20 protein-coding genes are annotated in these 23,876 nt (G+C 74.5%); 7 read left to right on the top strand and 13 right to left on the bottom strand.

Going from position 1 to position 23,876, the window contains the following annotated elements:
* Nucleotides 1-114 precede the first annotated feature (114 nt).
* Complete coding sequence (locus ACN267_RS20275) at nucleotides 115-795, top strand: DUF4272 domain-containing protein (protein ID WP_204956381.1); 681 nt, start codon at nucleotides 115-117, stop codon at nucleotides 793-795.
* Nucleotides 796-822: 27 nt separating this feature from the next.
* Here the strand turns inward: ACN267_RS20275 and ACN267_RS20270 are convergent, their stop codons facing one another.
* Complete coding sequence (locus ACN267_RS20270) at nucleotides 823-1,794, bottom strand: putative RNA methyltransferase (protein ID WP_421490458.1); 972 nt, start codon at nucleotides 1,792-1,794, stop codon at nucleotides 823-825.
* A 125-nt stretch (nucleotides 1,795-1,919) separates the two neighbouring features.
* On the opposite strand from ACN267_RS20270, the gene ACN267_RS20265 reads away from it, so the two are divergent.
* Nucleotides 1,920-2,996 carry an adenosine deaminase gene (locus ACN267_RS20265; protein WP_421489368.1) on the top strand — a complete coding sequence of 359 codons (1,077 nt, stop codon included), beginning with the start codon at nucleotides 1,920-1,922 and terminating at the stop codon, nucleotides 2,994-2,996.
* 1 nt (nucleotide 2,997) lies between these two features.
* Here the strand turns inward: ACN267_RS20265 and ACN267_RS20260 are convergent, their stop codons facing one another.
* Nucleotides 2,998-3,516, bottom strand: a complete 519-nt coding sequence (locus ACN267_RS20260) for an ATP-binding protein (protein ID WP_307820919.1) — start codon at nucleotides 3,514-3,516, stop codon at nucleotides 2,998-3,000.
* Nucleotides 3,517-3,793: 277 nt separating this feature from the next.
* On the opposite strand from ACN267_RS20260, the gene ACN267_RS20255 reads away from it, so the two are divergent.
* The 4 genes from ACN267_RS20255 to ACN267_RS20240 all read left to right on the top strand — a co-directional run bounded on the left by ACN267_RS20255 (nucleotide 3,794) and on the right by ACN267_RS20240 (nucleotide 8,890).
* On the top strand, nucleotides 3,794-7,423 hold the full coding sequence (locus ACN267_RS20255; RefSeq protein WP_204956385.1) for a nitrate- and nitrite sensing domain-containing protein: 3,630 nt from the start codon (nucleotides 3,794-3,796) through the stop codon (nucleotides 7,421-7,423).
* Nucleotides 7,420-7,824, top strand: coding sequence for a roadblock/LC7 domain-containing protein (locus ACN267_RS20250; protein WP_204956386.1), 405 nt, complete (start codon nucleotides 7,420-7,422; stop codon nucleotides 7,822-7,824). The genes ACN267_RS20255 and ACN267_RS20250 overlap by 4 nt, the downstream gene beginning before the upstream one ends.
* Nucleotides 7,825-7,917: 93 nt before the next feature.
* Nucleotides 7,918-8,295 carry a DUF742 domain-containing protein gene (locus ACN267_RS20245; protein WP_088643989.1) on the top strand — a complete coding sequence of 126 codons (378 nt, stop codon included), beginning with the start codon at nucleotides 7,918-7,920 and terminating at the stop codon, nucleotides 8,293-8,295.
* Nucleotide 8,296: 1 nt separating this feature from the next.
* Nucleotides 8,297-8,890, top strand: coding sequence for a GTP-binding protein (locus ACN267_RS20240; protein WP_088643912.1), 594 nt, complete (start codon nucleotides 8,297-8,299; stop codon nucleotides 8,888-8,890).
* A 355-nt stretch (nucleotides 8,891-9,245) separates the two neighbouring features.
* Here the strand turns inward: ACN267_RS20240 and ACN267_RS20235 are convergent, their stop codons facing one another.
* Nucleotides 9,246-11,933, bottom strand: a complete 2,688-nt coding sequence (locus ACN267_RS20235) for a transposase (protein ID WP_421489367.1) — start codon at nucleotides 11,931-11,933, stop codon at nucleotides 9,246-9,248.
* A 41-nt stretch (nucleotides 11,934-11,974) separates the two neighbouring features.
* Nucleotides 11,975-12,976: a DNA primase gene (locus ACN267_RS20230; protein WP_204956388.1), complete on the bottom strand. Its 1,002-nt coding sequence runs from the start codon at nucleotides 12,974-12,976 to the stop codon at nucleotides 11,975-11,977.
* A gap of 188 nt (nucleotides 12,977-13,164) precedes the next feature.
* Here ACN267_RS20230 and ACN267_RS20225 point away from each other — a divergent pair, with 188 nt between their 5' ends.
* Entirely contained in the window at nucleotides 13,165-13,506 is a 342-nt protein-coding gene (locus ACN267_RS20225; protein WP_204956389.1) for a PadR family transcriptional regulator, read from the top strand.
* Between the two features lie 37 nt (nucleotides 13,507-13,543).
* Here the strand turns inward: ACN267_RS20225 and ACN267_RS20220 are convergent, their stop codons facing one another.
* The 9 genes from ACN267_RS20220 to ACN267_RS20180 all read right to left on the bottom strand — a co-directional run bounded on the left by ACN267_RS20220 (nucleotide 13,544) and on the right by ACN267_RS20180 (nucleotide 23,874).
* Nucleotides 13,544-14,212: a permease prefix domain 1-containing protein gene (locus ACN267_RS20220; protein WP_421489366.1), complete on the bottom strand. Its 669-nt coding sequence runs from the start codon at nucleotides 14,210-14,212 to the stop codon at nucleotides 13,544-13,546.
* 89 nt (nucleotides 14,213-14,301) lie between these two features.
* Nucleotides 14,302-16,131, bottom strand: coding sequence for a thiol reductant ABC exporter subunit CydC (gene cydC / locus ACN267_RS20215; protein ID WP_421489365.1), 1,830 nt, complete (start codon nucleotides 16,129-16,131; stop codon nucleotides 14,302-14,304).
* Nucleotides 16,128-17,813 (bottom strand): thiol reductant ABC exporter subunit CydD, encoded by a 1,686-nt coding sequence (gene cydD / locus ACN267_RS20210; protein ID WP_421489364.1) that lies wholly within the window; start codon nucleotides 17,811-17,813, stop codon nucleotides 16,128-16,130. Before cydD ends, cydC begins: the two co-directional genes overlap by 4 nt.
* Nucleotides 17,810-18,817 (bottom strand): cytochrome d ubiquinol oxidase subunit II, encoded by a 1,008-nt coding sequence (locus ACN267_RS20205; RefSeq protein WP_421489363.1) that lies wholly within the window; start codon nucleotides 18,815-18,817, stop codon nucleotides 17,810-17,812. Before ACN267_RS20205 ends, cydD begins: the two co-directional genes overlap by 4 nt.
* A gap of 12 nt (nucleotides 18,818-18,829) precedes the next feature.
* Nucleotides 18,830-20,083, bottom strand: a complete 1,254-nt coding sequence (locus ACN267_RS20200; RefSeq protein ID WP_281900597.1) for a cytochrome ubiquinol oxidase subunit I — start codon at nucleotides 20,081-20,083, stop codon at nucleotides 18,830-18,832.
* A gap of 97 nt (nucleotides 20,084-20,180) precedes the next feature.
* The gene (locus ACN267_RS20195; protein ID WP_204956395.1) at nucleotides 20,181-21,086 is read right to left on the bottom strand and encodes a M56 family metallopeptidase; all 906 of its coding nucleotides are present in this window, start codon (nucleotides 21,084-21,086) and stop codon (nucleotides 20,181-20,183) included.
* Nucleotides 21,087-21,096: 10 nt separating this feature from the next.
* Complete coding sequence (locus ACN267_RS20190) at nucleotides 21,097-21,579, bottom strand: BlaI/MecI/CopY family transcriptional regulator (protein WP_204927437.1); 483 nt, start codon at nucleotides 21,577-21,579, stop codon at nucleotides 21,097-21,099.
* Nucleotides 21,580-21,632: 53 nt separating this feature from the next.
* Nucleotides 21,633-22,457: an aldehyde dehydrogenase family protein gene (locus ACN267_RS20185; protein ID WP_421489362.1), complete on the bottom strand. Its 825-nt coding sequence runs from the start codon at nucleotides 22,455-22,457 to the stop codon at nucleotides 21,633-21,635.
* Nucleotides 22,450-23,874, bottom strand: coding sequence for an aldehyde dehydrogenase family protein (locus ACN267_RS20180; protein ID WP_421489361.1), 1,425 nt, complete (start codon nucleotides 23,872-23,874; stop codon nucleotides 22,450-22,452). Before ACN267_RS20180 ends, ACN267_RS20185 begins: the two co-directional genes overlap by 8 nt.
* Between the last annotated feature and the right edge of the window lie 2 nt (nucleotides 23,875-23,876).

Raw genomic sequence — 23,876 nt, 5'->3', positions numbered from 1 at the left:
GCACCGCCCGACGGCGGGCGGCCGGCATGGTGCCGGTCGCGACGGAACGCTATCCTCCCTGGTCAGGGGGACCGAACGGCGGTGACGCCGCGTGAGCAGACAGGGAATCCGATCGTGCTGGTAGCCGCGCCCGATCCCCGCGAGGTCCGCGAGGCGAGCCTCGACGAGTTGTCCCGGCTGCGCCTGCCCCTGCCGCCGGCCCAGTTTCCCCTGGTCTGGGAGCCGGGCGACGAGATCGAACTGCGACCCACCGGGGAGATCGAGGCGCGCATCGCGGTGCTGCACCTGATCCTGGCCCGGTGCTTCGGGATGCCCGCGCAGACGGCGATGAGCTGGCTGCTCGAATCCCACCTGGTCGACATGGTCACCCCGCCCGAGTGGCAGTTCGTGGTGGGCGGCAAGGGTGACCACCGCTCGTTCGTCCTGCACCACGACGCGCTGTTCTCACTGTCCTGGGTGCTGGGCCTGAGCAAGCAGCTCGACCCGACCGTCCCGGTGGACGAACGGCTGGTGGAGCGGATGCCGTACCTGGCCGGTGGGGAGACCTTCGGCCAGTGGCAGGCCCGCATCCTGGCCGCCCCGCAACACCCGGCGGACGCCGCCGCCCTGCTCGACCTGCACTACTGCCTCGACTGGGCGTACCTGGAGGTGGAGAAGTCGGGGCACCGACTGCCCGGCCTGGTGGACGCGAACGCGATCGGCCAGCGCCGGTGGGCGTTGGAGTGGGCGGTGGTGCTGCGCGGCCCCTACCACGACGAGCCGCCCGGCTGGGAAGAGGTCGACCTCTCCACCTGAGCCGGTGGACCGTGAGGCCCCCGTGGGTCAGCGGGGACGCCAGGTGGTCAGGCGTACCGACGCGGTCACGGCGACCGGGGTGGGCAGCGCGTCGATCGCCGCGGCGAGCCGCGCCGGGTCGGTGTGCCAGGCACTCGGCCCCATCCCGACCAGGGTGCCGACCTCGGCCCGGTCGAGGCTGAGCCGGGCGGTGTGCACGGCGGTGTGCGCCGGGGTGAACCGCCCGGCGAGGCTGTCGGCGACCCGGTCGGCCTTGGCCGGGTCGACCCGCAGCAACCCGAGCACGTCGACCAGTTCGGCGAGGTGGGCGTCGGTGGGGGTGACCACCAGCAGCACCCCGGCCGGGTGCAGCACCCGGTGGAACTCGTCGCCGTTGCGCGGGGCGAAGACGTCGAGCAGCACGGCGACCGACCGGTCGGCCAGCGGCAACCGCTGCCAGGTGTCGGCGAGCGCGGCGGCGGCGCGCGGGTGGGCGCGGGCCGCGCGGCGCAGCGCCGGTTTGGCGACGTCCAGGGCCAGGCCGACGGTGTCGGGCCACGCCGAAAGCACCGCCGCGAGGTGCCGGCCGGTCCCCGCCCCGGCCTCCACCACCAGCGGGTACGCCCCGAAGCCCGCCCGCTCCGCCCGCCCGCCCACCTCGGCCGGTCCGTTCGCCTCGGCCGGGCCGGTCGGTGCTGGCTGTGGGTTCGCCGCTACCGGTCCCGGCGGGCCGGCCGGTCCGTTGGCTTCGGCCGGGCCGGTCGGTGTCGCCAGGGCGGATGCCGCCGCCTCGGCCAGGGCTGACGAGATCACGTCGTAGTGTCCGGCGGCCAGGAAGTCGGCCCGGGCGGCGACCATGTCGGCGGTGTCACCGACGTGCGGGGCGCGGCCGGCGAGCAGTGTGACGTACCCCTGGCGGGCCAGGTCGAAGCTGTGCCGGCGGGGGCAGCGCAGGGCGCGGGTGTCGGTGGCGGCGGCCAGCGGCTGGGCGCAGACCGGGCAGCGCAGCCGGGCGACGATCTGCGGATGCGTCGCGTCGACGGGCTGCTCGAACGGGTGCGGCGCGGTCACCCGCAGCAGCCTACGGCGCGCGCCGCGCGCGAGCCTGATCGCGGGCGGGCGCGGGGCGTGACTAGGGTCGGGGGATGGTCGCAATCCGATACGAGGACATCGTCAAGGTCCCGAAGGCACTGCTGCACGATCACCTCGACGGCGGCCTGCGGCCGGCGACGGTCGTCGAGCTGGCCGCCGAGGTGGGGCACGAGCTGCCGAGTACCGATCCCGACGCGCTCGGCCGGTGGTTCGTGGAGGCGGCGCACTCCGGTTCGCTGGAGCGTTACCTGGAGACGTTCGCGCACACCGTCGCGGTCATGCAGACCGCCCCGGCGTTGCGTCGGGTGGCCCGGGAGTGCGCGCTCGACCTGGCCGCCGACGGCGTGGTCTACGCCGAGGTCCGGTTCGCCCCCGAGCAGCACCTGGAGCAGAACCTCACCCTGGACGAGGTGGTCGAGGCGGTCGTCGCCGGTTTCGTCGAGGGCAGCGCCGAGGCCGCCGCAGCGGGCACCCCGATCCGGGTCGGCACCCTGCTCACCGCGATGCGGCACGCCGCCAGGTCGCAGGAGATCGCCGAGTTGGCCGTCCGGCACCGGGACGCCGGGATGGTCGGCTTCGACATCGCCGGTGCCGAGGCGGGGTTCCCGCCCACCCGGCACCTGGACGCCTTCGAGTACCTCCAGCGGGAGAACTTCCACTTCACCATCCACGCCGGCGAGGCGTTCGGGCTGCCGTCGATCTGGCAGGCGATCCAGTGGTGCGGGGCGGACCGGCTCGGCCACGGGGTGCGGATCGTGGACGACATCACCCCGGGCCCGGTGCCGACGCTCGGCCGACTGGCGGCGTACGTGCGGGACAAGCGCATCCCGCTGGAGCTGTGCCCGTCGTCGAACGTGCAGACCGGGGCGGTGGCGTCGATCGCCGAACACCCGATCGGGCTGCTGCGCGAGCTGCGGTTCCGGGTGACGGTGAACACCGACAACCGGCTGATGAGCGGCACCTCGATGTCGCGTGAGATGGCGCTGCTGGTGGAGAACTTCGGCTACGGCTGGCAGGAACTCCAGTGGTTCACGGTCAACGCGATGAAGAGCGCCTTCATCCCGTTCGACGAGCGGTTGGCGATCATCGACGAGGTGATCAAGCCGGCGTACGCGAAGCTGATCGGCTGACTCAGCGGTGCGGGTGGCCGGCGACCAGGTCGGCCACCCGGCGCAGGAACTCCCGGGCGTGGGCCGCCTCGGCACCGAGGCCGGTCTGCCGCCGCAGCACCGCCGGTTCGGCGCGCAGCAGCGCCAGCCCGCGCCGGATCAGCACCTTCGGCGCCTTGCGCTGCTCGGACAGGTCCCGGGCCAGCCGCCGGACGAAGGTCGCCCCACGCGGCCGGCGCAGCGCGTACGCCCCGGCGAGCAGTCCCCGGCGGCGGCATTCCGCGACGATCTCGGCGGCGAAAATCCCTTCGGCGATGAAGAGTGGCGATCCGGTCACCTCGAATGGCCGGGTGGCCACCCGTCGATCCGCACCGATCGCATAGACCGGCACATCGGCCCGGCCCTGCTGGGCCAGTCGGACAATTGTCTCCACCGCCGTTCCCGCGTCCCACGACTCGGGCGCGTCCCAGTCGACCAGTCCGTTCTGTCGCGGCAACGTAGGGTCATCGCCGTTCTTGTAGAAGTCGTCCAGGCAGAGCACGGGAAGGCCGGTTCGTTGCGCTATGTACGACTTTCCGGACCCGGAGGGGCCGGCGAGGAGGACGACGCGGTGGCGATATTCCATTACTTTGGGTGACTCCGGAAAGACGGATTGCGATCAAATTGCATCAACATCTCATCACACCTCCGGCGACCGACAACCTGGGCTTTCTCTTTCAGGGGAGGCGTGATGGAATCTCGGAGGTCCGACCCGCCGGGTCGGCCGCTGGGCGTTGCCCGTGGCAACGCGGAGACGCTGTAATCGCGAGGGCGGTGACGTGAGCAAACGGCCAACGACGGCGAACTCCTTCCTGTCGCGTCTGCGTCGGCCGGCCGGCCGGCTCCGCGACATGCCGATCTGGTCCAAGCTCGGGCTGATCATGATCGTGCCGACCATCGCCACGGTCGTCGTGGGCACCAGCGGGCTGGTGGACCACCTGCAGACGCTCAACAACGCCAACCGGGCAGGTGACCTGGCCAACCTGGTGGGTTACTCCGGCGACCTCGTCAACACCCTCCAGGACGAGCGCACCAACGCCGTACTGCTGCTCGGCTCGCCCAAGGGGCAGGCCCGAGCCCAATACCAGGAGGCGTACAACCGGGTCAACCAGCGGGTCGACCAGTCCAAGGTGCCGTACTCGCAGCAGCGTGCCGAGATCGAGGGCCTGCCGGCCACCCTGGAGACGCAGCTCGACCGGATCGACAGCGACCTGACCGAGATGCCAGGCATCCGCAGCCAGGTCTACAACGGCAAGCTGCGGCTCAGCGAGGCGGTCAGCCGGTACACCGGCCTGATCAACAATCTGATCACCATCCGCGACTCGGCCACCCAGCTCGCCGGCGACAACGACCTCAGCGACCAGATGCGCGCCGCCGCCGCGATGGCCCGCGCCAAGGAGTACGCCTCCGTCCGCCGGATCGCGGTGCACCAGGTGCTGCTCCAGAAGGCGTACACCCCGGCCCTGCGTGAGCTGTACATCTCCAGCAACACCGGTGAGCAGCAGGCCCTGCAGAGCTTCCAGGCCGTGGCGAGCCGCGCCGAGCGCGAGTTCCAGGACCAGACCGTCTCCGGCTCCGACCGGCGGCAGGCCGACATCTACGCCGGCCAGGTCAGCGCGCTCAACAGCGACAAGCTCGACGGCATCACCTTCAGCACCGACCAGTGGGACGCGGCCATGGTCGCGTACGCCCAGCTCAACCGGGCCGTCGAGGTACGCCTCGACAGCGACGTGGTGGCCAAGGCCGACGAGCTGCGCTCCGACGTGCAACGTCAGGTCTTCCTGGAGACCGGCCTGCTGCTGAGCATGCTGCTGCTGGCGATCCTCTTCGCCTACCTGGTCGCCAGGTCGATGGCCCGCTCCCTGCGCGAGCTACGTCAGGGCGCCCTGTCCATCGCCCAGTTCGGCCTGCCGCAGGCGGTGGCCCGGCTGCGGGACCCGCAGTTCACCGGGCAGCAGTCGCCGGCCCAGCTGGCCAACCAGATCGCCGAGCCGCTGCCGGTCCGCAGCCGCGACGAGTTCGGCCAGGTGACCGAAGCGTTCAACGCCGTCCACCTGGAGGCCGTCCGGACGGCCGCCGAGCAGGCCGCGCTCCGCTCCTCGGTCGCGACGATGTTCGTCAACCTCGCCCGTCGCTCGCAGATCCTGGTCGACCGGTTGATCGGCCACCTCGACCGGCTGGAGCGCGGCGAGGAGGACCCGGACCGCCTGGCCGAGCTGTTCCAGCTCGACCACCTGGCCACCCGGATGCGCCGCAACGACGAGAACCTGCTGGTCCTCGCCGGTGCCGACTCGACGCGTGTGCAGCGCGAGCCGGCCGCCCTGATCGACGTGCTGCGCGCCGCCCAGTCCGAGGTCGAGCACTACACCCGGATCGAGTTCGGGGTCATCGACCGGGACATCGAGGTCTCCGCGCACGCGGTCAACGACCTGGTGCACCTGGTCGCCGAGCTGTTCGACAACGCGACCGCGTTCTCCCCGCCGGACTCCCAGGTGATGGTCGAGGCCCGTCGGGTCGGCGACCGCGCGTCGCTCTACGTCGAGGACCGGGGCATCGGCATCAGCGCCGAGCAGCTGACCGACCTCAACGAGCGGCTCGCGACGCCGCCCCAGGTGGACGTGGCCGTCTCCCGGATGATGGGCCTGGTCGTGGTGGCCCGGCTGGCGTCCCGGCACGGCGTCAAGGTCGAGCTGCGTCCCGGCACCGACCGGGGCACCGTGGCCGAGGTCGTCCTGCCCACGTCGGTGCTGGTGCCCCGGGCGCTCAGCGGTCGGGCCCCCGGCACGCCGGGACTGCCGGCGGCCGGGCCGCAGTTCGGTGGCGCCGCTCCGGCCTTCGGCGGCTCCGGGTCCGCCCCGGCGTTCGGTGGCGCCGCGCCGGCCTTCGGTGGCTCGGGGTCCGCGCCGGCCTTCGGTGCGCTTCCCGCCCTCGGCAACGGCCAGCCGCCGGCCCCCCGACCGGGCGAGTCCGGCAACCAGGTCACCCTCGGCGGGCGGCCCTTCGACCCGGCACCGCGCAACGGTTCCGCCGCCCCCGCCAACGGCGGGCGCGGGATGCCCGCCTGGTCCGACCTCACCGGGGCCAGCGGGATCAACGGTGGCGACGGCTTCGCCCCGCGTGCCACCAACGGACAGGCGATCGACCCGCTGCCGCAGCGCCGGAGCACCGACGACCCGGACAGCACCGGCCAGCAGCCGGTCATCCCGCGCCAGCTGCCGAGCAGCCCCGAGGCCCGGCCGTACAGCTCACCGCCGGTACCGCCGGTGTCGGCACCGCCGCTGCCGCCCGCGTACCCGGTCGCGCCGGTGTCCGGCCAGCCCGTCTCGGGCCAGCCGGTCTCTGGTTACCCGGTCTCGGGCCAGCCGGTCTCGGGCCAGCCGACCTCCGGCTACCCGGTGTCGGGTCAGCCCGCACCTGGCTACCCGGTGTCGGCGTCGCCGTACGCCGGCCTGCCGGGGCCGTCCGCGCCGGTTTCCGGGCCGCCCACCGGTCCGCTGCCGTCCCGGCCCGCCTCGGGCGGGGCCGCGCCGGGCCCCGCCGCCCCGCCGGCCTGGCCGCCGGTGGCGAACCCCGAGCGGGACACGGCCACCCCGCCAGTCCCCGAGCGGCTCGCCGCCGCGCTGGACATGACCACCGAGCTGCCCCGGGTGCCGCGCGCCGAGCCGGCAGCGCCCGTCACCCGGCAGCCCGCGCCGCCGGTGCGGACCGCCCAGACCACGCCGGCCAACCGGCTGTCGGCACCGCAGCAGGCTCCCCAGCAGCGGTACGCGGACGAGACGATGGAACTGCCGATCTTCCGGGAGCTGGAGTCGGCCTGGTTCCGTACCCGCAAGCCCGGCCCCGAGGACGCGGCCGGCGCCAAGCAGGCGGCCAACGGCACGACGGCCAGCCACGCGGCCGTCGACACCGCCGGCCAGCCGGCCCAGTACACCGCACCAGGAACGACAGGTAGCGCACCGATGGCAGACACTGCGCCGGCCGGGGGCGTGCCGCGTGACAACGGGTCGACAGTGAACGGCGGCGGGTTCCCCGGTCGCGGCGACGGCCCGGCGAACCGACGTTCCGCCGCGCCGCCGGCCGGCTGGCAGACCGCTGCCGACGAGGGCTGGCGGGCGGCGGTGGCCGCGACCGAGGCACCGGTGGCCGGCACCACCCAGACCGGGCTGCCGAAGCGGACGCCGATGGCGCAGCTCGTGCCGGGGGCGATCGAGAAGCCGACCACGTCGGTGCAGCGGCGGACACCGGAAGCGGTCAGGGGTCTGCTCTCGGCCTACCATCGAGGTGTGCAACGCGGCCGGACCACCTCGGACAACCCCACCAACCCGGACGCGACTCCGGGCGGGCAGCAATCCTCGTCGTCTGGCTCCGGCCTGGCGGGCGGGAGCGGGCAGAAGGAGCAAGAAGGATGACAACTACGCAGGATCTGGGTTGGCTGCTGGCCAACTTCGCCGACCGGGTGCCGGGTGTCGCGCACGCGGTCGCGGTCTCCGCCGACGGCCTGCTCCTCGCTTCGTCGCGCGACCTGCCCCGGGACCGGGCCGACCAGCTGGCCGCGATCGCGTCCGGCCTGGTCAGCCTGACCCAGGGTGCGGCCCGCTGCTTCGAGGGCGGCGCGGTGTTGCAGACCGTCGTCGAGATGGACAACGGTTTCCTGTTCCTGATGTCCATCTCGGACGGGTCGTCGTTCGCCGTCCTGGCCGCGCGCAGCTGCGACGTCGGTCAGGTCGGGTACGAGATGGCGCTGCTGGTCGACCGGGTCGGTGACGCGCTCACACCGCAGACCCGTACGGCTGTCGGGATGATGGGCTGACCGGGCTGACCGCCTGGTCGGCACGGGACGACAAGAACGACGGGTTCCACCGGGTGAGAGCCGGTGCCGGGGACGAAGGAGGTGAGCGGCGACATGGTCGATCGTGACGAACCGACAGGTGCGTTGGTCCGGCCATACGCTGTGACCCGTGGTCGTACCCGTCCCCGGCTCGACATCGCCCTGGAGGCGCTCGTCGAGACGACGGTGCGCGGTCGCGCTGCTGCCGGTGGCAACGGCGGTCAGGGCCGGGAGCACCAGTACATCGCCGCGCTGTGTGACGGACGTGTGCAGTCGCTCGCCGAGATCGCGGCGCGGATGCAGCTTCCGCTCGGCGTGGCCCGGGTGCTCATCGCCGACATGGCGACGGACGGCCTGGTCGCGGTCCACGAGCCGACCATCTTGGACGACTCGGATGACGCGGTGGGCACTGAACTGCTGGAGAGGGTGCTGAGTGGACTTCGCAGGCTCTGACATGTCGCAGCGGCCGCCTGCCCCGAACGGGCGCGTGACGTCGGCGAAGATCGTTATCGCCGGTGGGTTCGGCGTCGGCAAGACGACGCTGGTCGGCTCGGTCTCGGAGATCACGCCGCTGACCACCGAGGCCATCATGACCTCCGCCGGCGTGGGCGTCGACGACACCCGGCAGGTGCCGGGCAAGACGACGACCACGGTGGCGATGGACTTCGGTCGAATCTCGATCGACCGGGATCTGATCCTGTACCTGTTCGGAACCCCGGGCCAGACACGCTTCTGGTTCATGTGGGACGAACTGGTCCGGGGCGCCATCGGTGCCGTGGTGCTGGTCGACACCCGCCGGTTGGCCGACTGCTTCGCCGCCATCGACTTCTTCGAGCACCGGCGGCTGCCGTACCTGGTGGCCATCAACTGCTTCGACGGAATGCAGTACCACGACCCGCAGGACGTCCGGGACGCGTTGGCGATCTCGACCGACGTGCCGGTGGTGGCCTGCGACGCCCGGAACCGGGAGTCGACCAAGCACGTGCTGATCTCGCTGGTCGAGTACGTGCTGACCATGCGTCGGTCGCGCGCGGTCGCGCCGGCCTGACCGACTCCGTACGCGCCCGGTGGCGGCTCCGGCCGCGACCGGGCGCGTACGCATTTCCCGCCCCGGTACGCCGGGAGCCGGCTCCCGCCGCCGCTCCTTCGCCCCAGTCGGTCCGGCGGCCCACCCGTCACGGGAGGCACGTCCCCGGCGGTCGTGTCCGCATGGCATGGAGATGCCTGAGGCCCCGCCCGCAGAGAGGTCTGGCGTCCCAGCCGGTACGCCGGCTCTGTGGGCCGCTGGGCGGGCGGACGGCCTGCGAGAGGGTCTCCGGGACAGGGCGGCTGCGGTTAGGCCCGTACGACGTCGCTGGCCCGACCGGATGCACCGGTCGGGCCAGCGGTGAGCCGTCAGAGGGTCAGGAGCGGTAGCCGGCGGAGCGGAACTCGTACTCCCGGTCGTCTTCCCGCTCGGTCGGGTCCCGGCTGAAGTCCCAGCCGCCGGCCGCCTCCCGGCCGGGCCGACCGCCGACGGCGAAACCGCCGATCTCCTGGCCGCGACGCCAACCGCGGAAGTAGCCGGTGGTGTTCTCGGCGAGGCTCGCCGCGTCCCGGACGATCCGCAGCGGACGCTCCTCGCGCAGCGGGGAACCGGGCACCAGGTTGGCCTGCGGGACCCGCTTGGGCAGCCCGGCGGAGGTCTCCGCACCGACGGCCGGCTGCGCCACCTTCTCGGCGGCCTGCCAACCGGTGTCCGCGGTGGACGACCACTCCAGGTCGCTCTCGTCGCCGTGCCCGACGAACCACGCCGACTTGGCCTGAGCGAAGATCAGCAGGTCGCCGTCGCCCTCGTCGGAGACCGGCGGCGGCCGGTGCTCCATCGGCGCGGGACGGCGCTCGACAGGTTCCGGCCGCCGTTCCAGGCCCGGCCGTTCGCCGCGTGCCGGCGACCGGTCGAGCCGGTCGGGGCGGTCGGCCCGGTCGAGTCGTTCCGGCCGCTCGGCCCGGTCGAGCCGCTCGGCCCGGTCGAGCCGCTCGGCCCGGTCGAGCCGCTCGGCCCGGTCGAGCCGCTCGGCCCGGTCGAGCCGCTCGGGGCGGTCCAGCCGTTCGGGGCGGTCGACGGGGCGGTCCAGTCGACCCGGCCGCTCGGCCCGGGTGGGGCGGTCCACCTGCTCCACCCGGTCGGCCCGATGGGGTCGCCCGGCCCGGCCGGCCTCGTCCCGGTCGACCAGCCGCAGCGGCGGGGTGTCCAGGTGCGGGTCGGCGGGGGCGTTGTCCAGCCCGTCCCGCAGGGCCCGGTCGGCCAGCGGCGGCGGCTCCACCAGCCGCAGCATCGGCGGTTCCTGGGGCAGGTCGTCGGCGAGCCACGGGGGGGTGATCCGGCGTCCGGCACCCGCGTCGGTGGGGGCGGCGGCCGGCCGGCCGGCCCGCTCGCCGTACGCCGGCACCACCGGATTGTTGGCGGAGCTGTCGGCCGGGTCCTCCGGGTTGTTGACCAGCGGCCAGTTCGCCCGCGACCCGGGCGGGGCGGTGGGCTGCTCCGGCTCGGGCCGGCCGACCGGCACCGGGACGTTCAGGTCGGTGGCGCTGAATCCGCCGGTGGGGGTGGAGAGCGCGCCGGTGGTCTTCGGCCGGGGCGGGATCACGGTGCGCTGCCGCTCGGCGCGGGCGTTGTTGATCGCGGCGGTGGTCAGCGTCGGCCGGAACGGCTCGCCGGCCTCGGCGGGGGGCACGGTGCCGCGCTGCGCCGGAGCGATCGGGGTGATCCCCGGCGGGGGCGGCGGCGGTGCCGAGACCGGCCGGTTCGTCGGGGCGTCCATTCCGCGCCGGATCGGCGGGATCATGGTGGTCGGCGCTTCCGACGCGCGACGGGCCGCGGGCATCCCCGGGTCGGTACGCGCGGGCGGCACCGAGGTCGGCAGGCTGGCGGCGGCCGGGGTGACCGGGGCCGGTGCCACCGGCGGCGGGGTGACCGGGGCGGGTGCCACCGGCGGCGGGCCGAGCGGGCGGGGTGCGGCAGGCATGCCACTGCCGGGGACCGGCTCGGGGCGGCTACGACGACCTGTCGGTACCGGCGGTGCCGGCTCGGCGGGCCGGACCGCACGCAGCCCGGGGCCGGTGCCGCTGATTCCGGTCAGCTCGGCGACCTGCTCGCCGCGACGGGCGGCGGCGCGGCGACCGGGCAGCGGGTTCGGGGCACTGACCCGGGTGGCGAGCGCGCCCACCAGGGCCTCGCAGCCGGCGTCGCAGGCGCGTACCGCGGCCACCGACTGCCGGACGGTCTCGGCGACGGCGGAGGTGAGCGCCCGGTTGACGGTGGCCCGGCGCGGGGTTTCGGAGACGGCCACCCGCAGCGCGGTGACCGCCGCTTCGATCTCCCCGGCCTCGGCGAGCCCGTCGGCGGTGAGCCGTGCGGTGACCGCCTCGGCGGCCACCGACATGTCCCGGCCCCGCGCCGAGGTGCCGGTGAGCATGTTCGGCTCGGGCAACGCGTCGAGGACGGCCAGGGCCACCGGCTCGGCCGGGTCGGGGTAGGCCCGCAGGGCCGCCGGGTAGAGCTCGCGGAGCACCTCGCGCAGCGCCACGGCCGCGGAGTGCCGGCCGCTGGACAGGGCGGCGTGGGCGGCGAGGACCTGCTTGAAACCGGCCAGGTCCCGGGGTGCCGGCAGGGTGACCGCGGAGAGCGCACCGGCCTGGAGGGCACGGGCCAGGCCCACCGCCCGCCGCTCGGCCGGCGCGGACTGCATCTCCTCCAGGGAGTCGTCGTCGGCGAACCGCTCGGCGAAATCGTCGACCGAGTCGTCGTCGGCTATCGCGAGTGGACGGCCGGCCGCGCTCAGCAGTGAGGTGACCGCGTGGTCGTCGCTGTCCGCGGCGATCGCCACGCCACTCGGCCCGCCCGACCGCTCCACGAACAGCGTGACGAGCCTGGCGTAGCCGGCCGCGTCGTCACTGACCTCGTAGACATGCAGCAGACGGCCTGCGTCGTCGACCACGGCGGACGTCAGCGTCGATCCGGCCGCGGCCGGTCGGTCGGCCGGATCTGCCGAGGCCAGACCGCAGTACACGCGCACGAGCGCCAAGGCGTCGTCCTCCTCCCGGGACACCGGTCTATTCACTGCCAGCCACTGATGCTCCCCGCTCGGGGTCAGTCGCGCCAGTCCACGACGGCAGAGATCTTGCCGACAATGGTGCGCCATCCCAAGCTTGCGGTCTGGGCCCCGATTTTTTTCAGCCGCCTACGGCCGAGAAAACCACCGACTCCGCCGTTGACAGAAGCGCGCAGGGCCTCATCGAGGTCGTCCAGGCTGGAACCGGCCGAGAGCATGTCCAGTACGGCGGGCAGCCGCAGCGCGTACGACAGGTCGCGGGCGACCTCGCCGGCCTCGATGAGCAGGGTCGGGTCCCACGTGTCGTGCCCGCCGCGCAGGTTCTCCACGACCAGGTCGAGCTCGTAGGTGTCCTCGTCGCGCGGGGCGATGTCGGCGGGCTCCACCCGTTCGGACAGTTCATTCCAACCGTCCAGTTGGGACATGTCGTTGGGCGCGCCGGAGCGGACGAAGCTGACCAACGACTCGGGCGTCTTGAACAGCAGCAGCCGGCCCTTGTGGCTCAGGAAGACCGGCACCTCCTCGTCGCCCTCGGCGTCGGCTTCGTCGTCGCCGCCGTCGGTGTCCGTGTCGTCGTCGGCGGCGTCCGCGTCGACGGTGTCCGGGTCGGCGTCAGCGTCGTCGGTGTCGCGCTTGCGGTCGGACCGCTTGCCGTCGCCCCCGGCCTTGGCGTCCGCTTCGTCGTCCTCGGCCGTGAGCGCGGCGAACTCCTCGTCGAGGATGATCACCTCGTCGTCGTCCTCGGCCTCGACGACCTGACGCCGGGCCAGGAAGGGGTCGTCCTCGTCGCGCTCGACGACGTCCGTCGGGGTCAGCTCACGCGCCGGCCGGTACGCCCGGAGCGTGAAGCCGGTGCCGGCGGGCAGGGCGATCTCGACCGGATCGATGTTCAGCTCGTCCCAGAGCGAGCGGTCGACCGGGCCGGGCTCCACGTCGGGCTCGGCCGGCCCATCGGTGTCGTCGAGCTCGGGTTCGTCGGCGTCGGGCCGTTGGGGCGACTGGCGGGCCACGCTGACCTCCGTGTGCGTCGGTTTGCCCACCCGACGGCCTCGCGGTCGCCGAGTGACTCTGGGCACATACCCTAATGGGCGTCCCTGCGTCGGCGGACCCCGCACCCCGACGACGCCGTGAACCCGCACCTCGGCGGCCCTGCGCACCAGCACCTCGACGGCGTCGCGAGCCGGGTGGTGCTGGCGGTCCGGCGGGCCGACAAGTAGCGTGACTACACATGAAGGCTCAGGCGCTGCACGGCCATCTCGACGCCCTGCTCCTGGCCGTGCTGGAGCAGGGGGAACTGCACGGCTACGCCGTCATCGAGGCCCTGCGCGCCCGCAGTGACGGGCAGCTCGACCTGCCGACGGGCACCATCTACCCGGCGCTGCGTCGGCTGGAGCGGGCGGGCCACGTGGCCAGCTCGTGGAGCACCGTCAACGGTCGGGAGCGGCGCACCTACCGGCTCACCGACTCCGGCCGGACGTCGCTGGCCGGCGAACGGGCCGGCTGGCGCGAGTTCAGCGCGACCGTCGGCCGGTTCCTCGACCCCGCCACCCCACCCGCCGCACCGGCCTGACCCCGCCCCGGCCGGTCGACCCTCGCCCGGGTGCGGGTCAGCGGGCGGCCACCAGCCACAGCCGGGTGGCCCGGAAGAGCGTGAAGTAGGCGGATCCGGCCAGCACCGACCCGATGATCATCGGCGGCCAGGTCAGGGCGGCGTCCCACAGCCCGACGGACCAGGCGAACAGCGCCACCCCGGCGACCGCACCGACGACCAGCGTGCCGGCCAGCCCCAACCCGAGCAGCCGCTCGACAGGCGGGTTGGCCCGGCCCCGCCGGGCCGCCCAGCGCCCGCCCACCAGGGCCGCCAGCGCCAACCCGGCCACGACCAGCCAGATCCCGTTCATCGAGGCGGCGAGCACCTGGTAGGCCGGCGGCGGTGCCGGCCCGCCGCTCCAACTCGACCCCCGCCAGGTCAGGTCGCCGCCGAGGGTCAGCACCACGGCGATCAGCAGCGCCCGCCGGGACAGCCCGCGCAACGCCCCGGCGGCCAGTTCCGCCTGGTACGCCGGGGCCAGCTCGGCCGGCGTCCCGAAGTCGGCCACGGCCCGCCGCTCGGCCTCCCGCGCCGGCAGACCCCGCTCCCGGTACGCCTCGGTGGCGTCGTCCAGCGCGTCCCGTACCTCGTGGAGCAGTTCGGTCCGCAGCCGTGCCGGACCCCGCAGCCGGGACCCCAGATCCCGTAGCCGCTCGTCGATCCCCGTCCCGTCGCAGGCACGCATGACACCACCCTGTCACGCGCCGGTACGCCCGCGCGTCGGGGAGATCCCCGGACCCGCGCTCCGGGCCGGCCGGCGACCGTCGTGCCGGATCAGGGCGTCAGGGCCAGGTAACCGCGCTCGGCGGCCGTCTGGAGCAGCCACTGCTCCCGGTACCAGCCGGGGGTGGCGACCAGGTCGGTGTGCCGTCCCCGCTGGACGATCCGCCCGGCGTCGAGCACCACGATCTCGTCCAGCCCGGCCAGGCCGCTGAGCCGGTGGCTGATCACCAGCACCGAGCGCCCGGCGGGGGTGGCCGCCAACGTCCCGGCCAGCACCGCGTCGGCGGCGACCGGGTCGAGCCCCTCGGTCGGCTCGTCCAGCACCAGGACGCCGGGCGCGGCGAGCAGGGCCCGGGCCAGCGCGAGCCGCTGCCGCTGCCCACCGGAGAGCTGTCCGCCCTCCTCGCCGACCACGGTGTCCCAGCCGTCCGGCTGCTCCCGTACCCAGTCCAGCAGGCCGGCGGCGCGGGTCGCCCCGACCAGTTCCGTCTCGTCCGCGTCCGGCCGGCCGAGCAGCAGGTTCTCGCGGACCGAGGCGTGGAACACGTACGCCTCGGCGAGCAGGCCACCGACCGCCCGGGGCAACGCCTCGGGCGGGTACGTCGCGACGTCCCGGCCGGCGAGGGTGACCCGGCCGGCGTCGGGTCGTACCGCCCCGGTCAGCACGGCGGCCAGGGTGCTCTTGCCCGCGCCGCTCGGCCCGACCACCGCGATCCGGCGTCCGGCGGGCAGGTCGAGGTCGAACCCGGCCAGCGCGGGCGCGGCTCCCTGCCGGTACCGGACGACGACCCCCTCGAACCGCACGTCGGACCCCGTCGTGGTCGCGTCCACCGGGACACCGTCCGCCGCGTCGGTGCCGGGTTCCGGGGTCGGCTGCTGCCGACCGGGCCCGGCCCCGGGGTCACCGTCGGCGAGCAGGGCGGCCACCCGGGCCAGGCCGGCGCGGAGCTGGGTGTGCTGGCGTGCCGCGCCGACCAGCGCCAACGCGATCTCCACCGCGGCGAGGGTGCCGACAGCGAGCACCCCGACCAGCACCCCGGCCACGTCGGCCCGGAGCGCGGCGAGCACCACCCCGGCGGCGGTCAGCCCGGCCACCAGCACCCCGGCCGCGTCCACCGCGAACCCGGTCGCGGCGAGCCGGCGTTCCAGCCGGGCCAGCCGGTCGGCGCGCCGGGTCGCGGCCCGTAGCGCCTGCCCGGTGGCCCCGAAGGCGGCCAGGTCGGCGGCACCGTGGGTGAGGTCGACGGCATCGGTGGCGAGCGCGCCGCGCAGCGGCGCGACCTCGTCGGCGGCCCGGCGGGTCAGCGCGGTGGCCAGCACCGGCAGTGCCACCCCGGCGACCAGCAACCCGACCGTGAGCACCCCGGCGGCGGGCAGCGAGACCAGCGCGGCCCCGCCGACGGCCAGTACCCCGACCAGGGCGGCCGCCGCCCCGGGCACGAGTACCCGCAGCAGCAGGTCCTGGACCGCCTCGACGTCGGAGACCAGCCGGCTCAGGGCGTCCCCGCTGCGCTGGCCGGTGGGCCCGGAACGGGCGGCGAGGCTGGCGAAGACGCGGGCCCGGACGTCGGTGATCAAGCGGAGCACGGCGTCGTGACCGGCGAGCCGTTCGGTGTAGCGCAGCACGCCCCGGCTGACGGCCAGTGCCCGGACGGCGACGATGGCGACGGTGAGCCGGTCCAGCGGTGGCTGGCCGGCGGCGCTCATCAGCAGCCAGGTGGCGGTGGCCATCAGGGCCAGGCCGGCGAGTTCGGTGGCCGACGCGAGCAGCCCGGCCCCGACCAGCCGGCCCAGGTACGGTCGGGCCAGCCGCAGCACCACCCGCTCGGGTCCGGTGCCCGGCGGCGGGCCTCCCGCGCCGGGGGGAGGGACGGTGCTCATCGGCCGGCCTCCGCGGTCGGGGTCAGCTCGGTGACCCGGCCGGCGGCGACGTGCAGCACCCGGTCGGCGTCGGCCAGCAGGGCCGGCCGGTGCGCCACCAGCAGGGCGGTACGTCCGGCGACCAGCCGTCGGGTGGCGTCCAGGACGGTCGTCTCGCTCGCCGTGTCCAGCCGGGCGGTCGGCTCGTCGAGCAGCACCAGCGGGGCGTCCCGGAGGAAGGCACGGGCCAGGGCGACCCGCTGCCGCTGGCCGCTGGACAGCCCGTGGCCGCGCTCGCCGAGCAGGGTGCCCAGCCCGTCGGGCAGGGCGGTGACCACCTCGTCCAGCGCGGCGTCGGTGACCGCGCGGGCCAGGTCGGCGTCGGGGGTGTCGGGCGCGCCGAGCCGGATGTTGTCGGCGAGCGTGGCGGCGAACAGGTGGGCCCGCTGCGGCACCCAGGCGATCTGCCGACGCCAGTCGTCGGGGTCGACGTCGGCCAGGTCGACCCCGGCCACGGTGATCCGGCCGGCGGTCGGGGTGACGAAGCCGAGCAGCAGGCCGAGCAGGGTGCTCTTGCCGGCGCCGCTCGGCCCGACGACGGCGATCCGTTCGCCGGGCCTGATGGTGAGCGTGACGTCCCGCAGTGCGGTGGTCCGCTCGTAGGCGACGGTGACACCGGAGAAGACGATCTCGCCGTCGCCGGCCGGCGTCCGGGCGGGTCCGGCGGTTGCCGGGGCACCCTCTGCCGCGTCGGCGGGTACGGCGGAGACGGTCAGTGCCTCGTCCAGCGCCGTCAGCCCCTCCATGCTGGCGTGGAACCGGCTGCCGGCGGCCCGCAACGGCAGGTACGCCTCCGGGGTGAGCAGCAGCACCAGCAGCGCGGTGGCCAGGGTGATGCCGCCGTCGAGCAGCCGGATGCCGACCGGCACCGCGACCAGCGCCACCGACAGGGTGGCGACCAGTTCCAGCACCAGCGCGGAGAGGAAGGCGATCCGCAGGGTCTTCATGGTGGCGATCCGGTGCCCGTCGGCCATCCGGCGGACCACCCCGGTCTGGGTCCGGGCCCGGCCGAACGCGCGCAGGGTGGGCAGCCCGGCCACCATGTCGAGGAAGTGCCCGCCGAGCATCGACAGCCGCCGCCACTGCCGTTCGGTGGCGGCCTGGGCCTGCCAGCCGAGCAGCGCGCCGAAGACCGGGATCAGCGGGAGGGTGAGCACGATGATCAGGGCAGAGCTCCAGTCGGCGAAGACCAGCCGGGCCAGCACGGCGGCCGGCACGGTGACGCTGAGCACGAGCTGGGGGAGGTAGCCGGTGAAGTAGGCGTCCAGCGCGTCGAGGCCGCGCCCGGTGAGGGTGGCGAGCTGGCCGGCCCGCTGCCCGGCGACCCAGCCGGGCCCGTGCCGGCCGACGGCGGCCAGCAGGTCGGCGCGCAGCGTGGCCTTCACGGTGGCGGCGGCCCGTGCGGCGGCGGTGCCCTGCCCCCAGGTGACCAGGGCCCGGCCGCCGACGGCGGCGACGAAGCCGGCCAGCGCGCCGGTGTCCAGCCGGCCGTCGATGCCGGCGGCGAGCACCGTGGCCAGGGCGGTGGCCTGCGCGACGACCAGCAGCGCGGTGAGCCCGCCGAGGGCGGCGAGCACGGCGAGGTCGCGCCGGGCCGCGGGGACCCGGCGCAGCAGACGCGGGTCGAAGGGACGGCGGTTCACCAGTACACCGGTGCCCTGCCGTCGGTCCGTCCCCGGAACACCCACCAGCACATTGCCTGGAAGCCTAGTAGGGCCGGCAGGAGGGGCGGCAGCAGCCAGCCCAGCAGCTGCAACGTGGGCCCGCTGGCCGCCACGTCGGTGACGGTCACGGTGGCCGCCGGGTCGACCGTGGAGACCAGCACGGCCGGCCAGCGGGCCACCCCGACGAGGGCCACCGGTAGCGCCAGGGCCGCGCCGGTGGCGACCAGGGCCACCCCGGGCCGACCCCGGCGCAGCGCCGCGCGGGCCGCCAGCAGCGCCCCGACCAGCGCCACCACCAGCAGTACGGCGGGCAGCGGCTGGCGGGTCGCCGCGCGTACCCGGTCGGAGAGCAGGCCCAGCGCGGTGGCCGTGGCGACCGCGGCGAGCGCCCCGACGAGCAGCCGGCGGGCCAGCCGGGCGGTGGCCGGTGCGTCGGCGGCCGGCAGGCGCAGGGTGAGGAACGTCGCACCGTGCGCGGCGGCCAGGGTGAGCAGGGCGAGCCCGGTGGCGGCGACGAACGGGGTGGCCAGGTGGGTCTGCCCGGTGACGTGGCCGGTGGCGTCGATCGGCAGGCCCTGGAGCAGCCCGGCGAGCAGGGCGCCCCAGCCGAAGGCGGCCAGCGCGCTGCCGGTCACGATCACCCGGTCCCCGCCGCGGCGGGCGGCCGGGCCGGTCGGCCGGCTGCGGAGCTGCACCCCGGCGGTGACCAGGATCACCCCGACCAGCGCCCCGGCCACGGCGGGGTAGTGGCCGGAGAGGAGTTCGCCCTCCAGGGTGGGGAACGCGCCGAAGAGGATGCCGACGGCGGCCACCAGCCACACCTCGTTGCCGAGGAAGAACGGGCCGAGCGCGGTGAGTCGGGCGCGGTGGGCGGCCGGGGTGTCGCGCCGGGCGAGCAGCAGCCCCACTCCGTAGTCGTAGCCGGCGAGGACGAGGTAGCCGGCGAAGAAGAAGCCGAGCAGGGCGTACCAGAGCAGGGGCATCGGGGGGTCCTCTCAGGCGAGGGCGGGGACGGGCCGGGAGCGGTCGTCGTCGGGTGTGCCGGGCGGGCGGCCGAGGGCCGGGTCGACGGCGCCTCGGGCGGCGTGCCGGGCGAGCAGCGTCCAGTTGGTGACGGCGAGCGCGCCGAGCAGCAGGCTGAACCCGATCAGCGAGGCGAGCATCAGGCCCGGGTCGACCCGGGAGACGGCCTGGTCGGTGGGGAGCAGCCCGTACGCGGCCCAGGGTTGGCGGCCGACCTCCCGGGCGAGCCAGCCGAGGATCACCGCGACGAACGGCAGCGGCAGGGCGAGCAGGACGAGCCAGAGCGGGAAGCGCAGCCGGATCACCAGGTCCCGCCAGAGCAGCGGCAGCAGCAGCCACACGCAGCCCAGGGTGAACCCGATCAGGATCATGAAGCCGAGCCCGACGTTGGACAGCGCCGGTGGGGTGTAGTCACCGGGGCCGAACCGGGTGGTCCACTCGGCGATCCGGGCGTCGGCGGTCGGGCCGGTGTCGAACTTGGTGGGTTGCAGCTCGCCGACCGGCCCGAACTGGGCGAAGCCGAAGCCCTGCAGCAGGCTGACCGACAGGGCGGCGGTGACCAGCCCGATCCGCAGCGCGGTGCGGTGCAGGGCGACGTCGGCGGTCCGCCGGATCAGGTGCCAGGCGCTGACGGAGGCCATCAGCATGCCGCCGGTGAGCAGGCTGGCGGCGATCACGTGGCCCAGCGCCATGCCGAGGGTGGGGTTGGTGAGCAGGGCCCCGATGTCGGTCAGGTGGGCGACCCCGTCGTCGACCCGGTAGCCGACCGGGTGCTGGAGCCAGGCGTTCGCCACCATGATCCAGAAGGCGGAGGCGTACGCGGTGAGCGCGACCCCCCAGAGCAGCGCCAGGTGGACGCCGCGCCGCAGCCGCTGCCAGCCGAAGATCCACATGCCGAGGAACGTCGACTCCAGGAAGAACGCCACGAGCGTCTCGATCGCCAGTGGGGCCCCGAAGACGTTGCCGACGTAGCGCGACAGCCCGCTCCAGTTCAGCCCGAACTGGAACTCCATCACGATGCCGCTGGCGATGCCGAGCACGTAGTTGATCACGTAGAGCTGGCCCCAGAACCGGGTCAGCCGTTCCCACTTCGGGTCCCCGGTCAGCGCCCAGGTGGTCTGGAGGCCGACCAGCAGGGTGACCAGGCCGAGGGTGACCGCCACGAAGAGGAAGTGGATCGAGGTGGTGGTGGCGAACTGGAGGCGTGCGAGGAGCAGGGTGTCCATGGACCTCTCCAGAGGTAGTCCCGCTTGTCGTAGCGATGCTACACGTAGCCTGACTACCTATAGGCGCGCGTGGCACCGCCGGCCGACGCGGGCGGCGTCAGCTCAGGAACAGCGAGATCGGCAGGGCGGCCAGGGTGGTCGTCACCGCCAGCGCGGCGGCCCCGAGCAGCCGGGGCGGCCGGTCGGCGACCAGCAGCCGCTGCACCCGGACGTCGAGGTCCCGGTCACCGAGACCGAGCGTGCCGGCGGGGGTGATCCGGTGCCCGGCGGCGGCGAACCGGCGCAGCGCCCCCGCCAGCGGCGCCTCGGCGTGCAGCGCGCGGGCCTTGTCGTCGGCCCGCATCTCGACCAGCAGGGCGACCCGCTCGTGGGCGGCACCGACCCAGCGGAACCACGGCAGCGCCCGGCGCAGCGCGGTGAACGGCAACAGCACCAGGTCGTGCCGCTCCTGGGCGTGCGCCCGCTCGTGGGCGAGCACCGCCGCCAACTCGGCCCGGTCCAGCAGGCTGAGGGTGCCGGCGCTGACCACCACCCGGGGCCGCACCCCGGGCAGGCAGTACGCGGCGGCACCGGGATGGTCGAGCACCAGCGCGCCGGGGATCGCCGGGTCCCGGCGGGCCACCAGGGTGAGCAGGTCCCGGTGCCGGCGCTGGGCCCGCACCGTGGAGTACACGCTGCGGACGGTGGTGCCGAGCAGCACCGCGCCGATGCCGAAACCCACCCCCACCAGACCCAGGTGGACGGCGGTCACCCCGGCCGGCAGCGTGCCGTGGGCCAGGTCGTCGGCGAGGGCCAGCAGCGCCCCGCCGGTCGGCCGGTCGTACGCGGTCAGCCCCAACGCCATCGGCAGGCCCATCGCGGACAGGCCGAGCGCCAGCCCGACCGCCTGCCAGCAGACGATCGCGACCCGGGGGGCCCGCCACGTCCAGGTGGCGCGGGCCAGCACCTGGGCGGTCAGCCAGCAGGCCAGGACCGCCCCGGCGAAGTGCACGGCGTACGCCACGGCGCTCGCCCTACCGGTCCGTGGCCTCGTCGACGGCCCTGGCCCGGCCGGCGCGCGGGTCACCGACCCGGTCGGTCAGCCCGGCCCCGGTCGACCCGGCGTCGGGTCCGGCCGGTGCGGGGTCGGTCAGCCCCGCCTCCGCGCCGAGCGCCGCCCGCAGCACCTCGGCCTCGGTGCCGGTCACCGAGCGGGCGAACCGCACCAGTGCGGCGTCCCGGCTGCCACCGAGGTCGAGGGCGTCGAGCATGAGCTGGGCGATGTGCGCCTCGCGGCTGGCGGCGGCCCGGTAACGCCAGGCCCGCCCCTCGCGTTCGCGCTGCACCATGCCCTTGCCGGCGAGCCGGTCCAGCACCGTCATCACCGTCGTGTACGCCAACTCGCGCCCGTCCAGCGCCTCGGCGACCTCGCGCACGGTCACCCCGTCCGACGTGCCCGGGACCCCGTCCCAGAGCACGTCCATCACCGCCCGCTCAAGATCGCCCAACCGAGTCACCAGGTAATCCTACCCCCGGTAGTAGAACCCCTCCGGGGGCAGGACACCCGTGGTCACACCCCCTTGGGGTGCCAGACCGTCTTCGTCTCCAGCAGCGCGGTCATCCGGCCCAGACCCGGGTCGCCCGTCCAGTCGTGGTCGGCCGGGACCGGTCGGAGCACCCGCTTGAGGTTCTCCGCCGCCCTGGCCTCCAGGTCTGTCGCCAGTTCGGCATCGGCCACCCCGGCCAGGTCGATCGCGTTGACGTCCAGGTGCGCGGCCAATGTCGGCGCGGTCTCGGTGATCCGGCCGGTGAGCAGGTTGACCACCCCGCCGGGCAGGTCCGAGGTGGCCAGCACCTCGGCCAGGGTCACCGCCGCAAGCGGTGCCGCCGGGGAGGCCGCCACCACCACCGTGTTGCCGGTGACGATGGCCGGGGCGATCACGCTGACCAGGCCGAGCAGTGCCGGGGCCTCGGGGGCCACCACGGCCACCACCCCGGTCGGCTCGGGCGCGGACAGGTTGAAGTACGGCCCGGCGACCGGGTTCGCGCCGCCGTACACCTGGGGGAGCTTGTCGGCCCAGCCGGCGTACCAGACCCAGCGGTCGACCGCCGCGTCCACCTCGTCGGCCGGCACGCCGAGCGCGACGAACTGTTCGCGGCGGCCCTCCAGCATCTCGGCCACCCGGTAGAGGATCTGACCCCGGTTGTACGCGGTCGCGCCGGCCCAGCCCTTCACGGCGGCGCGGGCGGCGACCACGGCGTCCCGCGCGTCCTTGCGGGAGGCCAGTGACACGTTCGAGTCCTGCACGAGATACGACCGTCCCGACTCGCTGCGCGGGAACTTCCCGCCGATGAAGAGCTTGTACGTCTTGCGTACCGCGACCCGCTCAGACATTGAGGTACGCCTCCAGCCCGTGCCGGCCACCCTCGCGGCCGTAACCCGACTCCTTGTAGCCGCCGAACGGCGAGGTCGGGTCGAACTTGTTGAACGTGTTGGCCCAGACCACCCCGGCGCGCAGCCGGTCGGCGGTCCACAGGATGCGCGAGCCCTTGTCGGTCCAGATCCCCGCCGACAGCCCGTACGGCGTGTTGTTGGCCTTCTCGACGGCCTCGGCCGGGGTGCGGAAGGTCAGCACGGACAGCACCGGGCCGAAGATCTCCTCGCGGGCCACCCGGTGCGCCTGGGTGACCCCGGTGAAGATGGTGGGCGCGAACCAGAACCCCCGCTCGGGCAGCTCGCACGGCGGCGACCACCGCTCGGCACCCTCGGCGGCTCCGGCGTCGGACAGCTCCCGGATGCGGGCGAGTTGGGCGGCCGAGTTGATCGCCCCGACGTCGGTGTTCTTGTCCAGCGGGTCACCGACCCGCAGCAGCGCCATCCGCCGCTTGAGCGCGTCGAGCACCTGCTCGGCGACGTTCTCCTGGACCAGCAGCCGGGAACCGGCGCAGCAGACGTGACCCTGGTTGAAGAAGATGCCGTTGACGATCCCCTCGACGGCCTGGTCGATCGGCGCGTCGTCGTAGACGATGTTGGCGGCCTTGCCGCCCAGCTCCAGGGTGACCTTCTTGCCGGTGCCGGCCACCGACCGGGCGATGGCCTTGCCGACCTCCGTGGAGCCGGTGAACGCGACCTTGTCCACGCCCGGGTGCTCCACCAGCGCCCGGCCGGTGTCGCCCGCGCCGGTGACGATGTTGACCACGCCGGCCGGCAGGTCGGCCTGCTGGCAGATCTCGGCGAACAGCAGCGCGGTCAGCGGGGTGGTCTCGGCGGGCTTGAGCACCACCGTGTTGCCGGCGGCGAGCGCCGGGGCGACCTTCCAGGCCAGCATGAGCAGCGGGAAGTTCCACGGAATGACCTGCGCGGCCACCCCGAGCGGTCGTGGGTCCGCCCCGAATCCGGCGTACGGCAGCTTGTCGGCCCAACCGGCGTAGTAGAAGAAATGCGCGGCGACCAGCGGCAGGTCGACGTCCCGGGACTCCCGGATCGGCTTGCCGTTGTCCAGCGACTCCAGCACCGCCAACTCGCGGGAACGTTCCTGGATGAGCCGGGCGATCCGGTACAGGTACTTGGCCCGGTCCCGGCCCGGCATCGGACCCCACACCGTGTCGTACGCCGTGCGGGCGGCGCGGACCGCCCGGTCGACGTCCCGGGTGCCGGCCCAGGTGACCTCGGCGAGCACCTCCTCGGTGGCCGGGTTGACCGTCTTGTCGAGGTGCTCGCCGTCGACGAACTCGCCGTCGATGAACAGCCCGTAGGACGACCTGATGTCGACGATCGCACGCGACTCGGGCGCAGGGGCGTATTCGAACATCA

It is taken from the genome of Micromonospora sp. WMMD734 (genome assembly GCF_049178975.1).
In the GTDB taxonomy this organism is placed as follows: Bacteria; Actinomycetota; Actinomycetes; order Mycobacteriales; family Micromonosporaceae; genus Micromonospora; species Micromonospora wenchangensis.
The sequence above is the reverse complement of the archived record's forward strand: the minus strand, read 5'-3'. Positions and strand labels throughout refer to the sequence as shown.